Here is a 16346-nt window from a genome sequence, read left to right on the forward strand (position 1 = left end):
CTGACTCTAAAGTTGATCATCCACCACGCTCTACTGCCCGATAGTTGAGTGGAGCGACAGAAACGAAAACAAACGATGATCGGTTCATCACGCGTTAACGTTCGCCGTTAGGTTGATGACGTAATAAGGAATTACTCAGCATGTTTAAAATTTTTATCATCCTTACCTTCCATAGGAGCAACGCCATTTTGAGTTATATCTTTGTTTTCAGATTTATAGTTATATTTATAACCATAAATTGCGTTCAGCTCATCGTTAAAAACTACATTAATGGCGTAAGGACCTCCGAACTTGCCTTCTCCTGATTTATTATATTTAACTTCGATATTAAACTCATTTTCTTTGTAGCCTTTGGAAACAAGATGAGCGACCACTTTCTGTTTAACCGATTCTTCAGATTCTGGTGGTCCTGAAAATATATTGCAACCAGTTGAAAGAATACTCATTGTCAAGATGATAATTAGCAAAGCAGCATTTCTCTTAAATATCATGCATATCTTCTCCCCTAAATATTTTTTTCAGTAAGGGTATGAACACACCGTTAGATCAATAAATAAGCCCTATCATTATTACCAATCTTTCACAGGAGCACAACCTCGCATCCAGTGCCACTCACTTTCTACTCGAAAAGCACTCGGCCACCCTTCAGGGGGAGACTCCCATTTTCTGAAGTTAAGGATGCATTCACAAAATGCTTTTACGTTTGCCGCACTTGGGTCTTGCAACAATTGAAAGATGCATTCCATCAAGTTCTCAGGCTTATCAGATGCATTGTCAAGCGTCTTCATAAACCACTTGTGATATGGATAAAGAATTTTGTTGTGTGCGAGTATCATCCTTCCACCATAAAGAACTAAATCGCTTATTGCCCATTTGAGGTAATATTGGTCGTCTCTTTTCAGTGCCTCTGAAACGTTCCAACGAAGAGCTTCGAAATGAGCATAAAAGGTTTGAACACGATGGAGTTGCTCTGCAATAGGGTATTCTATGATACGGTTCACAAGTTCCGGAATCTCTGGAGTATGCGAGAAAGCAATGATTACATCTGTGAACGCCGAACGACTTGGCTCATTACCGATACTAGCTACCTGTTTCATGTAATCCAAGTCGACTACCCAACCATCGACATATCCTCCAGGATAATTGCACAGGTCAGTACGAAAGTAGTGAAATTCCTGGTTCTCCTTCCGTCGTTGAAACTCCTCATTTGTGCAGACTAGGAAAATATCCACATCAGAGTTCTCTTGTTCCCACCCTTTAACAATTGAACCTCCGACAATCAAAGCTAAATAACGATTATCGTTAATTAACTCATTTGTCAGTCGGTCAATAACTTCTTGATGATGTTGCCGCAGCATATCCAGTTCATCCCCTTTCTTGAGCGAAAGGCTGCCGATCGTGCCGGCAGTCTCCCGTTGCTGTGCATTGATTTTAAAACTAAAGTTCTTCGATTAGTTGAATGGATGGGCTGTTGGTAATCTATCAGTCAAGAAATATGTATGGTTTAATAGAATACGACACCTTTTATGGAGGTACTTCCACATGATCATCGTACGAAATGTTAAAACAGAGGATTTAACGGAGCTTGTTGCAATTGAGCAAAGTTGTTTTTCAAAACAAGAGGCAGCGTCGAAAGAAGCATTCATTAAGCGTATCCAACAAATCCCGGATAGCTTTTTTGTAGCTGAAGAAAATGGGGAGATACTAGGTTTAGTTAATGGACCCGTTGTTGATACAACATTTATTACAGATGATCTTTTTAGTGATATCAAACCAAATTCATTGTCTGGTGGGCATCAAACCATTTTAGGCCTTGCCGTTTCCCCACACTTACAAAAGCGAGGGATAGCCTCCCTGTTGCTAGATCACCTTGAGAAGGAAGCACTATTGAAGAACCGTGCGTCTATTACTCTTACTTGCAAAGAAGACTTGCTTCACTTCTATGAAAAACGTGGATACGTCAATCACGGAGTCTCAGACTCTGAGCATGGCAGTGCCGTTTGGTACAATATGGGCAAAAAACTAAAGTAATCGTAACAAGGCAGCCGATTCATAATGATAACATTTTATCTATGTAATACTCTACAATTAACCAAACCCTATCATCATTAACAAAGTACTTTAAATATTTACTAGAAGTTTCGTCCCGTTGAAAAGATTGGTCACTACCTATACTTTTCTTAATTGTGATTACTCAAAGTAAATTCTGAATGTTTCTTAATTGGTCTAAATTCAACCAGACCTATCCGCTCTATTATCACATCCATTGGACGAAATCTTTCTTTAATAATCTCTAATGCTTTAATTCCAAATTCTTTTGAATTATTCGTTGCCATTGTACAATGAGGCACCCATTTTCCAGGAAGATAATAATCCCACTTTTTCTCATCGTATTCGTTTGTGAGTTCGTGAATTATTCTATGTATATATAAAAGTTTCTCTGTTACAACAGGTGCCAAGAACACAGTCCCCTCATCAGTCAAGAAAGTGCCAACACTATTTAGATGCAGACTAAAAACACCCATATCTTGAGAAACTTGATTAAGATATGAACTGATATTATTGACATCCAATGTGTTAAAAACAGCCAGAGTAATATGAGGTTGACTTCCAGAGTCAATTAGATAGGATCCTGTTCCTTGTTCGCTTAAATTAGTCCAAGTATCCATTATTTGTGAAGTACTTGCACAATCAAAAAATAGTTCGATAGCAAATGCCATTAAACTCTCATCCTTTTTTACTTTTTACCAATATATATTCCATAATCATCCAAACTATCCTGCCCGTTAGGTGAGAAAAAGGCTGCCCATCGTGCCGGCAGCCTCCCATTGATGTGTATTGAACAAAAGTTACTCGTTAGCGTAACGCTCCACCCTTGAATTGATTTCATCAGCTAGTTCAAGAATTTCCTTCCATTGGGATGAGTGTCTCACCGCATTAATATTCCATTCATCACCATGCTGTAATGCTAGAAATTTAGTTCTTAAAGCTGAGCTTTTACGCATTATCTCAATGCTAATTAACCCATCTTCGACTAATTTTTTTAAGTTATCGGTGTGCAAAAATGATATAGCACCTATATCGAAGTCTTCAAAGATGTTATAGCCAATTACCAAATCATCCGCTTTTATCAAATAAGTTCCGCATCTCTTAATCGTATCAACATATAGTTCATAAAGTTCCTCTATTGATATTTTCTTCATCACACCAATCCCTTGCTTAAAATCCTACACAACCTAAGGTATTCGTGAAGTGATTACACTATCCTGCTCGTTCGTTTGGCGGGTCGCACAGAAACAAAAACAAGCGATGGATCAGTTCCACCGCCACACTATAGTTATCCGTTTGCCGACTTGCACTATACTGTCCGTTCGCTTAGGAAGGCCCCCTAGTTAAACCGAACTTCGTTTCTGTTTGGGGTCTCTCGTTAGTTCAACCAATTACGTCCATGCCAAATCATTTGTTAATAATTTCATAAATTACAAATAATTTGTCGAACCAAAAAGACTCGGGAACCATTGGAAATAAATTGGTATAAATGTACAATAAAACCAAATCAACTCGTTAAGTTATTTTATAACAGTCGATTTAAATCAATATATTATAAAGGAGAATTGACTAAACATGAAGTTTTTTGCAAAAGGATTAGTTGGATGTGCATTGTCATTAATTTTAGTTATACCAAGTACTGCCGCATTTGCTGCTGACGAAAAGACCCACAAGCTCGTCCCTGAGTCCGGGAGTGCTATCATCCTCACAAATGTGGAGTACACTGAACTCCCCGATAATGGGAGTAAAATAAGAATAACAGGAAGTGGAAAGGCAAATGAAAAACAAACATTTAAAATTGAAATAAATAGGGAGAAAGGGACATACAAAACAATACCGGAGGAAAGAAAACAGGAAAAACAGGATAAAAAGTCGGTTGGAATTTATTCAACTCCACTTGTCAAAACACCATTATTAGCATCAAATGAGACATTTCATAGTGCTAAAGTGAAACTTCTGACTGTTGATCCACCGCAAGCGGACCTATGTTACACTCAAAATGAGCTTAATTGGAAAACATACTTAGATGGGAGTTATTGGTACAATGACGTAACGAGTAGTTATGTCACTTACTGGGCTGCGAATCCATCTACACTGTTAACTCATTGGTTTGTAGATAACTATGGGGGAAGCTGGACAAAGGATAATAATACACAAGATATTAACCATAACGTCTATGGTTATTATCATAATTATGATTTCCAAGATAATAATCTACGAACAGATGTCCAACAAAACGTAACGGTAATTGGGAAGAAGTTTGGTGAATTTACCTATGATACTAGTGCCTATACATACGGTGAATATGAATATCTATTGACACACCATATCCAAGTTAACTAATTCCAATTTTTAGAAAAAGTCTGAATCTCTCACAAAGGGAGACCAGGCTTTTTGCCATATTGGTACTGTTTAGACTATAATTTAAGCGAGGTGATATGTGATGTTAGAAAACGTAAAACCCCAGAAAATCGAGTTGATTCTAGGGGTATCGGGAACCATGTTAATCATTTTGTGTTGGGTTCTTATTCTGTGTACTAGCATTTACAACAAACAATTTGAAATTGATTTTTTTTCTATAACTTTCATTATGACAATTATTCCAGCATGTATTTGTTTGTTATCTGTTCTGTATAATAAGGTTGGTTTTCTTATTTTCGGTTTTGTATGGTTACTTCCCATGTCAATTTATTATATGTTTGCATCAGAAATATTTATTTCACTTATTATTCCCTTAGGTCTAATACTAAGCTCAATTTTACTTTGTCTCTTTAAAAGGATCCGAGTTGGATAAGTGCGGCAGCGCAAAGGAGATATACATTAGAACGAACCAAAAATTAATTACAGCGTTATAATTTTTTTGTTGAGAACGAGCACAACTCCTTATCAGGAACTTTCCCCATACACTGTTTGCTACAAATAATCTGTCCGTAATTATCCATTTTTCAATAAGTTTGGTGGCAGCAAATATTACGGCTCTAACAGAAGCAAGGTTCCGTAATCTTTCCCAATATGTAATTTATGCATTTTTCAAAACCCTTTTATTCACAATAATACCTAATTGAAATACGCGTTTATCCTTATATTTGTTGCTGAAATATATCACTAAACAGCTTGCTACCACCAAGCTCTACTACTCGTTAACGTGGCTGCCTGTCCATGCCGGCAGCCTCTTCTTAATTTCTTATTTAAAAAACTTTCTCCGTTAGTTCAATCATGCTCGAATATTATTATTATTTGCATTACTGTTGAACCTGATTTACTAAACCTATGAAGTCGGATTGAGCTAATTTATTGCTACCTAGTTGCTCACGATTTCCGTCAATATAATAAACAAATCGAGCTAAGAAACCATTTTGACCTTCCCACCATATTGATTGGCTAGTCATATCTTCTTGGTAATACGCTTGTTTCCCACTTTTAAGTTCTAAGAGCTGCTTGCTTTGTTTGGGTAGTTCCTCTGGTTTATCAATAACCTTGCTTAAAATGTATTTTATTTCTTGCAGAGTCTGCTTGTTTTTATAATGAAATACGAATTGTTGGAGATATTCTGGATTATCAATTGCGATCTCTGAACGAACCTCATTAACTTCAAATGGAAAGCTAAAAGGTTCTCTAAAATCATAAAGTATTGATTTGCTTTTTACTTCAACCTGTTTGCTACTACTACACCCAGTTATTAGTATGCAAAGTATCAATAACACAATAAATCCCCTCATTTATCCACCTCTTCTATTTAACGCATTAGAATGGTAAATGTTGCGTTAATCTGCCCGATAGTTGAGCGGATCGCACAGAAACGAAAACAGGCGATGGATCTCTTCCATCGCCAGCTATAGTTCTTCGCTAGTTTAATGTTCTGTTAGATATTTCTTTGCCATTTCCATGTCCTGTGTTTGTAGAACAATTCCATCCTTATTGAGTATGAGATAAGTAGGGAATTTTTTTATACCCAAAGCATGTGCCCATTTTTTATTTCTTTCTTGGTCATGATCCCATAGCTGTACTTGAAATCCTTTTTGCAAATTTGGTGAGGAATTCTGAAAGCGATTAAGTTCATCCCCTAATTTCCTAACATCTTCATGGTAATAAAAAACGTGAAGGGCATATTCCCATTCCTTTTCAGGAATTAAGTTCTGAACCACTTCATCCTTGCTTGGATTACATCCAACAAGTAATAAACAAGTGCCAAATAAAATCAAGATTACAAAATTTTTTTTAAACACTGACAAACACCTCTGTAATTTTTGTAACTGCCCTTAGGTCTTCTATATAGTTTCGTAATGCTTCCACATATTAGGACGCTAAACATAGCGTCGTGTTGCGTTAATCTGCCCGTTAGCTTAATCCCCGCTGCTGTTAATCATATGCTCTAACTCAGTAAAAAAACGTTCACCATCCAGTGATGAGTGAAGTGAACGTTTTTTATTTCAAATCTTTATTTGTCATTTCAGAACTTTATTGGCAATTTCAAAACCAATTTGTCATCCAACAAGGTTCTTTTCTTTTTTGTTGGGTGACAAATAAGTTTTGAAGTGAAAGAAACCAGCAAACACAAGGGTTTGCTGGCTTTTCTTATAAAATCGATTTACAAATTAAGTTTTGAAGTACTTTTTACAAAAGTATTACTTCGTTATTCTTACATTATCCACATATAAGATGCCCGTTTCACTTCCAGCAACGCCAAACGCCAATTTGTTGACATCCACTGCTGTCGTATCTTTGAAACTAAACTGATTAGCCTTTTTCGCACCACCTACATACACATCGTACTTTTTAGTAGTGGTATTCAGTACTACTTTAACATCGTACCATTTGCCATTCGTAATTGGCTCTAAAGCCGTAAGCGTTGTACCGTCGTACGCTCTCAAGTAGCCGTTATTCAAGCCAATGTGCACGGCAATTTTGCTGGTGCTGTCCACGATCAGATAATCTTTCCAACTGACTTCCTCTGTGCGCAGCGTAGCTTTGAAGGTCACGACGCCTGTTTGCGAGCCGATTGTTTTCTTCGCGTTCGTATCATTCGTATTGACGGTTTTATTAATTTTCATGCTGCGGTCCGGTCCCGCCAATCCCACGGAAGGCACGTTTTCCACGGTAACAGCACCCCCAGTGGCTGTTGTCAGCCAGTTCGTCGGGGCTCCGCCTGCGGCCGGATAGGTGTTCATCGTATCTTTGAAGATGAACGTACCAGGATCAATCGTCCTGCCAAGTGCAGGCACTTCATCTCTCGTAATCGTAACGGCATGATTATAAAATTGCGTGGTAAAATAAGGGTCATTGCCGGGTCCATTGGCGCCTGGGAAGCCGTAGAACAGATTATCTACCCAATTCGATGCCCATATCAGGAACCAGGTATAGTCAAAATTGGTTTGAACCGCACTTTCATTCGGGAGTAATCCCACCTCGGACAAGCCGTAACGTTTACTGCCCATGACGGATGTCAGTTCACTGTTCGCATTCGTATATTTGGCATCCGAGCGATTCTGAACATAAACATCAGCCCCACCAAGATCTACATATGACGATCCCGGGTAATAATTGTTGTTTACCGCATGACCGTCATCCCGAGCCGGAGACCACACCCAAATCAGATTATTCAAGCCGTGATAATTCGTGTAGCGATCATACATATTCTGCCATAGCTTCTTGTAACTTGCTGCTGTCTTCCCGCCCCACCAGAAGCCAATGTTCATCTCATGATAGGGTCTCCAGAGAACGACAACCCCTTGATCCCGCATCATTTTCAAATAATCCGCGATCATATCGACATGTGTCAGCCACTTGGTATATAGAGGGGTTCCTGGGGTCGTCATGGCATCAAAATCCGTTTGTGACATGGAACTGATGACACTATTCCAGCCGACATCATCGGGTATTGTGTCAAGAGGATTGGTCTCATGCCATGAAATCTGGACAAGTCCTCCCTTTTTCCAGTAATCTACTGACTGTTCGACAATCGTACTCCGCTCTGTACTTAAATCGGTAAGAGTCCCGTACGAATGTTTATATCCAAAATCATACCCAATCATGGCAGGGTATTTGCCCGTCAGTTCGGCTACGCGGTCGATTTCGTTATAACCATATTTATCCCCCGTTACCATTTGTCCGGATATAATCTGATTATTCGTGTAGACGGTATCAAAATAATTCAGCACGTCCTTCACCGCTTGCGTCGCGTTCGGATTAGCTGGCGTTGCGGCATATGCCTTAGTTCCGCCAATTCCTTGGAAGACAGGTGTAATTAGGGTTGCTAGAAGAGCGCCTACAAGACACTTGGACAACCATTTGTTCATCATTACGAAATTCCTCCCTTAACATAGTGGTCACTTTCGTTTCATTCATTGCAAGAACTTACCAATCGTCCCCTTACTTCCTTCTCTACTATCACCCCCTCAAAATTTAAGCGCTTTCATTAGCGTTGAAGAACAAGCTTTGAGCCTTGAACAACTCATAACTGTTCATTATGATCCTGCATTTACTTCGGATCCGTCTTACTACTTTCACGGAATTCCGATGGCGTTACGCCTGTTCGTTTTTTGAACTGTTTCAGGAAATAATTCAGGTGAACGAAACCTGTTTGCTCGCAGATGTCCGCAACGCGCATTTCAGTCGTAGCCAAGTAAAAACAAGCCCTTTCAATGCGTATACGCTGCACATATTGGATGAATTGCTCGCCGGTCTTCTTTTTAAACAATCCGCTTAAATACTGCTCGCCCATGTTGACGTATTTCGCCATGCCTTTGAGCGTAAGTTCCTTGTCATAATTGTTATTCACGTATTCAATAATTTTGGTGATCTCTGGATGCTCCGAAATGGTCGGCTTCATGCGGTGATCGGAATATAAGCGGATACGCGCTAACAAAAGATCTAAGGCTTGCTGATGACTTGCCGCTTCGGCCCAAACAGCTTTTCCAGCAGGCGCTTGGTTGGATAACCGAGCTAACGACCGATCCAACCGATCGGCGGTTTCCTTCACAATAGCAGCTGCTGTTTGTTGATCCTTGAAATCATGCCATGCGAGTTCTAACGCTTTTTCACACTCCACCCATTGCATAGCTTCAAATAACTGAAGAATGTAACGCTCTTGTTTCCAGGAAAAACTCTCAATTGACAATTCGCCAACCTTATGAAGCGAGGGATTTAAACCGTACCAAGTTAGGCCGATCTGCTGAAGCGCCGATACCCATCCTTCTTTCCATGCAGCGGAGGTTAGCCATTCAGATGAGATGGGCTCCGTAGTTGATGGATGTAAAGGAATATCCGGCTCATCCGACCAAACAAATACCGTCGCAATCCCCCCATCGACAAAACGGTGCACTAGTAATTTGTCCTGACAGTCCAAATTGAATCGACCGATAATCTGGTCTTTTCCTAAGTCTGCATCCGTTGCCAAACCAACAAATAGGCGAACATAGGCGGGAAGCGGAGGGCCCCCTACCTCAACCTCGTTTGACTCTAATTCCTCTTTGCCATGTATGGATCTCCAAGCTTTCAGATATAAGTTAAACATAGGCGCTTTGGTGCGTTCCTCGCGCTTTTTGATTAAGCTTTGCTTGGTCTTTTGTAAAATAACTTGCAGCTCTTCTGTATCCATAGAAGCTTTGAGCAAATATCCCGCAGCGCCGTACTGGAGCGCCAACCTCGCATATTCAAACTCGTTCACGCAGGTAAGCATAATAAACTCCACCTCGTGACCTTTCTCCTTCGCCAATCGAAGCAGCTCAATGCCATTCATGACGGGCATCATGATGTCAGACAAGACCACATCCACTGGATGTGTCTGCATGTACGCCCAGGCTTCACTGCCATCCTCCGCCTCAGCCACGACTCTAAAACCCAGTGACTCCCAATCAATGGCTTGACGAATGGAGCGACGCACGAAGGGTTCATCTTCCAGAAGCAATAAATTCCACATGCTAGACTCTCCCTTCATCACCGTTATTCGATATGTTCAGGCTGATACGGATTCGATAGCAATAAAGGTATGAAGATGCGCACATGCGTCCCTTCCTCTTGAGGAATTAACTCAAGCTTGCCCTCATCCTTGTAGAGCAGTGATAAACGCTCCTTGAGATTGCTTATACCAATTCCCTTACGCGCGCGAGGCATATCCGTCCTATGATTTTGCATGCCTACGCCATTATCCTGAACATCTAGGAGTAGAAAGCGCTCCTTGCTAGCAACAGTCACCTTAATAATCCCGCCTTGCTTGCGATAGACAAGCCCATGTTGAATGGCATTCTCGACAAGCGGTTGTAAGCTGAGTTTAGGAACTAACGCATAATTTAAATCTGGCTGAACATCATACTGCACCTCGAAGCGGTGATCATACCGAAACGATTGTATATACACATAAGACTGCAATAACTGCAGCTCATCCTGTAGAAAAACCAGATCTCTGTCCGTGTTTAGACTGCTTTCCAGCAGCTTGGCAAGCGCTTTGCACATTTCCACCGTCGTTTCGTTACCGGCATTGCTTGCCGTCCATTTGATCGTATTGATCGTGTTGAGCAAGAAGTGCGGATTCATCTGGGTTAAAAGCATTTGAAACCGAATCGCTTCTTTCTGTCTCTCTTCTAATTTGAGCTGGCCAATTAAACCTGTAACATCATCGACCATCCCATTAAAAGCGCGGACAAAAGACAAAATCTCGCCCCTATGAGGATGCTCGGGCTGTTTGATATTCATCCTTTTCTCCGCAGCCTCCTTCATCCGGGTTTCCAGAAGTCGAAGCGGACGGGTCAATGTCGATAGTGTCAAGAAAGAGATGCCTATGAAAAAAGCGATAATTAACAGATAAGTAAGAAATACTTGGCGCTTGAGTGCTTGGATGTCTCCAAAGAAAAAATCAAGCGGAAACTGACTGACCAAATATGAAGAAATAGAAGGGACGTACGTAGCGTTATAAACGAATTGTCCCGACTTATCGATGGTATACTCATTAGGTTTCATTTTCCCTTGATTCAAGATGCCGAGCTTCAAGACCGGATCTATGGCGAATGCCGTATTGGTTTGAGAAATGACCTTGCCTTGTTGATCGACCATATAGTAGTTTTGCTTGACCTGTATGCCGCTTGCTGAATTTAATAACCATTGATCGATATCGACACTAGCATGCACCCGCAACCAAGCACCGCCGGACACTTGTGAAAGCGAATATAAGGAGAGAACGTTCTTTCTCTTGGTCTCATTCAGTGTTCCGCTAAGCACTTGTTCGAACTCCCACTTAATCAAAGAACCACCTAACGGGAGCTTGGCGGACAACTCACCAGCCATCCGAATATGCTGCGGTCCTTCGTTATTTTCTGCCAGAGGAAGTGAGGTATACGCTCTTCCTTGCTCGTCGCCCAACGTATATTGAATATAGACACTATTGGGTAAAAATGTACTTTTCAGCGCGTCGAGCTTTTCCTCGACGATACGGGTCTGTTCGGCTCCCGGCGAGCGATTCGCCACAGCAATCAACCCTGGAATACTGCTGTTACGCTCAATTTGCAAAACCGAGTTCAATGCGGTTAGACGTAACTCGTCCAGTTGAGATTTCATTTGGCCTAGTTGAATGACGTTCTGCTCACTGATTTTTTCCCCAATAATGGTTTCAATTTGGTTGTAATTGTGAATTTGCAGAATAGAGAACGGAATGAAAATAACTAAGAGAAAGGTAAGGAAAATCCGATTCTGCAATTTGGCTGGCCATAGCCTCCGAATTCGTTGAAACATGCTGTCCCCCCTCTAGATCCAGCGTATGACTAGATCTTTTTTGGATATCTTAGCATGTCACCTAGATCAGGGTAAATGACTTCAGCCATCCGCATGAATCCGAGATCATTGGGATGACATCCCTCAATCGTGCAAGACTCGCGATTTGTTTCTCCGAAGAAGCGTTCTCCGTCAATAAAATGGACGAATTCATCGCCTGCCGCTTTTGCATTGCCATACGTTCTTTGAATAATTGCTCTTCTCTGTGCCGCCTCCTCTGGCTTCAAATCGAAGTCAGGCTTAGTAAGAAAGAGGATTGGAAGTTCGGGTTGTGCTTTGCGAATTTCCTTGAAAAAAGGCTCATGCGTGCGTTCAAGATGATCCACTGTCGGCGCATTATGATCGTAATCCATAATAAATACGCTCATTTCTAGTCCCGCAATGTAAGCTGCGAGTTCGGGTTCCCCTTTGGCGGAGCCTGAAAAGCCAAGATTTATATAGTCCGCGTCCAGCCATCTGGACAGCAGTGCCGTGTAGGCATTAGCCGGCCGGGTAGCACAACCTCCCTCGGTAATGGAAGATCCGTAGAATACCATGGGAATTTCGAAGGTATACGGCGTTGGTGCTTCCAGCCTGGCATCATCTTCAAGTTCAATTTGCACATCTTCCAGTTCAACATTTCTAGGCAAATGGATGGTGATATCTTCTACTTCTTTATTTTTCTCAAAAGTAAGGGTAGCCGTCTCCACTTCGTAACTCTTAGGCGCAATTAAACCAGCATAACGAATGTTCATCTTCATACCAATATACACATCGGCACCTGCGGAACCGGATAAAGGAATTGCCCAGTCAACGTTATTGTTTTTTAACTTCATGTTTATCGTGATCTTCGAGGAATCGGTGCGAAACCGGATACGTCCACCTACAGGTGACTTTGCTCTCTTCGCTACACCCTCTGACGCTATCGCAAGTATTTCCTCGGGAAGCCGCCAAAAACGGTGAGGTAATAATCGATGTTGTAATCCGTAGATCTTGATGGGTTCCTGTGTGCAAGGATATTGCTTCATGATAGTATCATCTCCTGTATTTTGCTATTGACGCACACCCGGTGAAAAAGTCCCCCACCACTCCACGTGCGATGGGGGCTCCTCCATTTATTTCGTTAATCCGAGCGCCGCAGCTTGCTTCGTCACCGCGTCGGTATACAGCTTATAATTGTACGTCCCTTCTAATGTAGCAAGGAATTTACTGTAATCCGCGATTGGCGTTTTGCCATAAACGAATTTCGTCATTTCTTCTTGAATGAAGGTGTCCGCATCGGCTTTATTAAAGCCAGCTGGCAAGTCAATCATCTTATCCACGACAGGCAAACGTGGCAAATTAGCTTCAAGATCGATAAAGGCAGCTTGCCCAGGGAATTTTGTTTTCAAATACGGAAGTTCCGGGCGACCTGTGAATTGGTAAACAAATGTATACCCATTTTCCTTCTTACCTTGATCTGTAATACTGATTTTATCGCCTTCTACTTTAAAGTGTACATCTTTAACCCCGTAATCCACTAGGTTATTACCTTCTGTTGTTGACACATAATTGAGCAGCTCAATGATTTTATTTAACTTTTCCGGTTGTTTCTCGAGCGATTTGGGCAGAGCAATCATAGCGCCCGATGCACCAACATCCTTAGTACCTGCAAATTGCAGACCGTTCGGCCCTTTTAGCGCAGACAGTTGAACCCAATCTGCGTTCGGATTAGCTTGCTTCCATATTTTCACCTGCTCATCTCGAACGATACCGCTCCAGCCATCATAAATAATGCCAACTTTTCCTTGATACGCCTTATCCTTGGATGTATTCCCTTTGTTGCTTAGGAACTCTGGATCGACAACGCCAGCATCAACAAACTTTTTGACGGATGTTAAAGCGTCTTTCATGGCCGGATCATAAAGCGCGTTCGTCAGTTTGCCGTTCAATAGAATACTCGGCGTTAGCGACGAGGAACTATTGGTGACTCCATAGGCTCCAAACACTGGTGCGAACGTATCCATGCCCGTTCCTGTAATACCGAGCGTATCCTTCTTGCCATTGCCATCCGGATCATTTTCGGTAAACGCTTTCGCTACATTGAATAATTCATCAACCGTTGTCGGTGCTTTCAATTGCAGCTTATCAAGCCAATCTTTCCGAATCCAATAGGTAAATATGGTAATGCCAGGCGCTTTAGGCAATGCAATCTGCTTGCCACCGACAACACCTTTCGGCAATTGGTCTGCGGTTACAAATTTCTTGTAATCACCCAACTTGTCGAGATAAGGTGCCATGTCAAGCAGCACACCGCTTTGACTGAGTTTCTGAACGAGATCTTTCGTAATCAGCATAAGATCAGGCGGATTTCCTCCCGCTATCCGAGTGTTAAGTTTAGTTACAAAATCATTGGCTTCCATTGTCATTGTCAAATCGGTATTTAGCTTTTTATTCAGTTCGTTTTTCACAAAATCGTCCTTGGGAAAACCAGGTCCATCCGCAGATGTGACAGAGCCTTCTTGCATAATTTCAAGCTTCACAGGAGCTGCAGCTGGCTTGGCCGATGCTGCTGGTTTCGCTGACGCCTCCCCCGTTGTTGCAGGTGTTGAAGATGTTTTGTTGCTCGAACAAGCAGCAAGTACACTCATTGCAAGTAAAATAGCGGTTACAGATTTCTTTTTCATATTTACCCCTTCTTTCATGTTTATTTTATATGTGAAGGCAATGTCTCGTCTATCCTAATCCGAGATCTTGCTATACACGACGCTGGCGATTTATCCCTTAATAGCCCCGATTAAGACGCCTTTTGTAAAATATTTCTGAATAAACGGATACACTACCAAAATCGGCAAACTAGCGGTTATCACAGAAGCCATCTGCAAGGTCGGCGTAGGCACGATGTTCTCCGTTGCGTTGTCTACGGAATTGCTCAAGAGCAGCAGTTTACGCACCACAATTTGCAGAGGATTTAAGTTCGCGTCTGTAATGTATAGAACGGCCGGGAAAAAGCTGTTCCAATTCGACACGGCATAGAACAAACCAATGGTCATCAGTGAAGGCACCGACAACGGAACGACGATCCGGAACAAAATGCCCAAATCCCCCGCTCCATCGATTCTAGCTGACTCAAACAGCTCCTCAGGAAGCCCTTCAAAAAACGTTTTCATAATCAACAGGTTATAGGTGGCAACTGCGCTTGGAATGACCAATGCCCAGATGGAATTTAACATGCCTAGGGATTTTACCAGCAAATATGTTGGAATTAAGCCGCCACTGAACAGCATCGTAAATACGATTATAAGTAAAATGAAGGTACGTCCTCGAAGCGATTTCCGACTAAGCGGATATGCGCCAAGCATCGTGATCAATAAGTTGATCGCAGTCCCTACTGTGGCAGTGAATAAGGAGACCAACATCGCTTGCGGCACCTCTTTGGTTTGAAAGAGATATTTGTAAGCTTCAAACGTGATCGATTTTGGAAAAATAAGGAATCCCCCGTTTTTAATTACTTCGCCGTAAGGCGTGAGCGACATCGATACCACAAACAGAAGTGGGAAAAGACTTACAATTCCTACGATACACAGGATCACATTAATAACTGCTCCTGCTGCCCGCTCCCCGCGATTGATTACCATATGCCGCCACCCCATCTTCTTGCAATCTTATTGGCGGATAGGACAAGCACCAAACCAATAACCGATTTAAATAGTCCTACTGCAGATGCCAAACTGAAGTTCAACTGTTCAAGCCCCGTGCGATAGACCCACGTATCAATAATATCGCCAACGGCGTAGACCCGGATGTTATAGAAGATGAATACTTGATCGAACCCTGCATCCAAGATGTATCCCAATTTTAAAATCAAAAGCAGCATGATGACATTCGATATACCCGGTAATGTAATACTCCAGATTCTTCTAAGACGACCAGCCCCATCCATCATGGCCGCTTCATAAAGCGATGGATCTATGCCTGCAATAGCAGCGATGTAGATGATGGCGCCCCAGCCGAGGTCCTTCCAAATATCAGTCCCAATCAGTACGGAACGAAACCACTCGGGTTCCCCAAGGAACGAAATGGCATTGTACCCTAAGTCGCTGATCCAGCGGTTGACTAATCCATTTGTCTCGGAAAAGAAAGCCACAGCGATTCCATACACGATAACCCACGACAGAAAATGCGGCATGTAGCTCAAGGTTTGAATCCATCTTTTTAGCAGAAGACTTCGACTCTCATTCAGCAATATTGCAAGAAGGATCGACGGCACCATACCGAAGATTAACTTGTAGCAGCTGATCAAGAGCGTGTTGCCAAACAACCGAGAGAAATACGGTGAACTATAGAACATGTTAAAGTATTTATACCAGGGATGTGCCCAATCGGAACCTCCGATCCCCGACAAAATGTTGTAGTCCTTAAACGCGATAATCGCACCGTACATCGGGATATACTTGAAAATGACGTACCAGGCTATCAGCGGTATGAGCATAATGTAAAGCACTCTATTCTTCCACAATGCTGCCAATTGGCATGACCTCCATCAACTCTTTGTTGTACCTTCATTATCACATGCA

Annotated in this window: 15 protein-coding genes; 2 read left to right on the plus strand and 13 right to left on the minus strand. The window is 41.9% G+C overall.

Annotation, left to right across the window (positions count from 1 at the left end; translation table 11 throughout):
- Positions 1-131 precede the first annotated feature (131 nt).
- Positions 132-491: a hypothetical protein gene (locus J2736_RS15120; RefSeq protein ID WP_310499431.1), complete on the minus strand. Its 360-nt coding sequence runs from the start codon at positions 489-491 to the stop codon at positions 132-134.
- Positions 492-569: 78 nt separating this feature from the next.
- On the minus strand, positions 570-1358 hold the full coding sequence (locus J2736_RS15125) for a hypothetical protein (RefSeq protein ID WP_310499432.1): 789 nt from the start codon (positions 1356-1358) through the stop codon (positions 570-572).
- A 184-nt stretch (positions 1359-1542) separates the two neighbouring features.
- Between J2736_RS15125 and J2736_RS15130 the strand changes: the two genes are divergently transcribed.
- Positions 1543-2031 (plus strand): GNAT family N-acetyltransferase, encoded by a 489-nt coding sequence (locus tag J2736_RS15130; RefSeq protein ID WP_310499433.1) that lies wholly within the window; start codon positions 1543-1545, stop codon positions 2029-2031.
- Between the two features lie 149 nt (positions 2032-2180).
- Here the strand turns inward: J2736_RS15130 and J2736_RS15135 are convergent, their stop codons facing one another.
- The gene (locus J2736_RS15135) at positions 2181-2720 is read right to left on the minus strand and encodes a 2'-5' RNA ligase family protein (RefSeq protein ID WP_310499434.1); all 540 of its coding nucleotides are present in this window, start codon (positions 2718-2720) and stop codon (positions 2181-2183) included.
- Between the two features lie 129 nt (positions 2721-2849).
- Entirely contained in the window at positions 2850-3203 is a 354-nt protein-coding gene (locus J2736_RS15140; RefSeq protein WP_310499435.1) for a hypothetical protein, read from the minus strand.
- 421 nt (positions 3204-3624) lie between these two features.
- On the opposite strand from J2736_RS15140, the gene J2736_RS15145 reads away from it, so the two are divergent.
- The gene (locus J2736_RS15145; protein ID WP_310499436.1) at positions 3625-4392 is read left to right on the plus strand and encodes a hypothetical protein; all 768 of its coding nucleotides are present in this window, start codon (positions 3625-3627) and stop codon (positions 4390-4392) included.
- 899 nt (positions 4393-5291) lie between these two features.
- On the opposite strand, the gene J2736_RS15150 is transcribed toward J2736_RS15145, so the two are convergent.
- The 9 genes from J2736_RS15150 to J2736_RS15190 form a co-directional block, all read right to left on the minus strand.
- Positions 5292-5768 carry a hypothetical protein gene (locus J2736_RS15150; RefSeq protein ID WP_310499437.1) on the minus strand — a complete coding sequence of 159 codons (477 nt, stop codon included), beginning with the start codon at positions 5766-5768 and terminating at the stop codon, positions 5292-5294.
- A 132-nt stretch (positions 5769-5900) separates the two neighbouring features.
- Positions 5901-6275 (minus strand): hypothetical protein, encoded by a 375-nt coding sequence (locus J2736_RS15155; RefSeq protein WP_310499438.1) that lies wholly within the window; start codon positions 6273-6275, stop codon positions 5901-5903.
- Positions 6276-6674: 399 nt separating this feature from the next.
- Positions 6675-8348, minus strand: a complete 1674-nt coding sequence (locus tag J2736_RS15160) for a glycosyl hydrolase (protein WP_310499439.1) — start codon at positions 8346-8348, stop codon at positions 6675-6677.
- A gap of 179 nt (positions 8349-8527) precedes the next feature.
- Entirely contained in the window at positions 8528-9967 is a 1440-nt protein-coding gene (locus J2736_RS15165) for a response regulator (RefSeq protein ID WP_310499440.1), read from the minus strand.
- A gap of 23 nt (positions 9968-9990) precedes the next feature.
- Positions 9991-11772: a sensor histidine kinase gene (locus tag J2736_RS15170; RefSeq protein ID WP_310499441.1), complete on the minus strand. Its 1782-nt coding sequence runs from the start codon at positions 11770-11772 to the stop codon at positions 9991-9993.
- Positions 11773-11801: 29 nt separating this feature from the next.
- On the minus strand, positions 11802-12818 hold the full coding sequence (locus tag J2736_RS15175; RefSeq protein ID WP_310499442.1) for an SGNH/GDSL hydrolase family protein: 1017 nt from the start codon (positions 12816-12818) through the stop codon (positions 11802-11804).
- Between the two features lie 87 nt (positions 12819-12905).
- Positions 12906-14456, minus strand: coding sequence for an extracellular solute-binding protein (locus J2736_RS15180; protein ID WP_310499443.1), 1551 nt, complete (start codon positions 14454-14456; stop codon positions 12906-12908).
- A gap of 90 nt (positions 14457-14546) precedes the next feature.
- On the minus strand, positions 14547-15407 hold the full coding sequence (locus J2736_RS15185) for a carbohydrate ABC transporter permease (RefSeq protein WP_310499444.1): 861 nt from the start codon (positions 15405-15407) through the stop codon (positions 14547-14549).
- A complete protein-coding gene (locus J2736_RS15190) occupies positions 15401-16261 on the minus strand; it encodes an ABC transporter permease (protein WP_310499567.1) in 861 nt (286 codons plus the stop codon). Before J2736_RS15190 ends, J2736_RS15185 begins: the two co-directional genes overlap by 7 nt.
- Between the last annotated feature and the right edge of the window lie 85 nt (positions 16262-16346).

The organism is Paenibacillus qinlingensis (genome assembly GCF_031455095.1).
GTDB lineage: Bacteria > Bacillota > Bacilli > Paenibacillales > NBRC-103111 > Paenibacillus_E > Paenibacillus_E qinlingensis_A.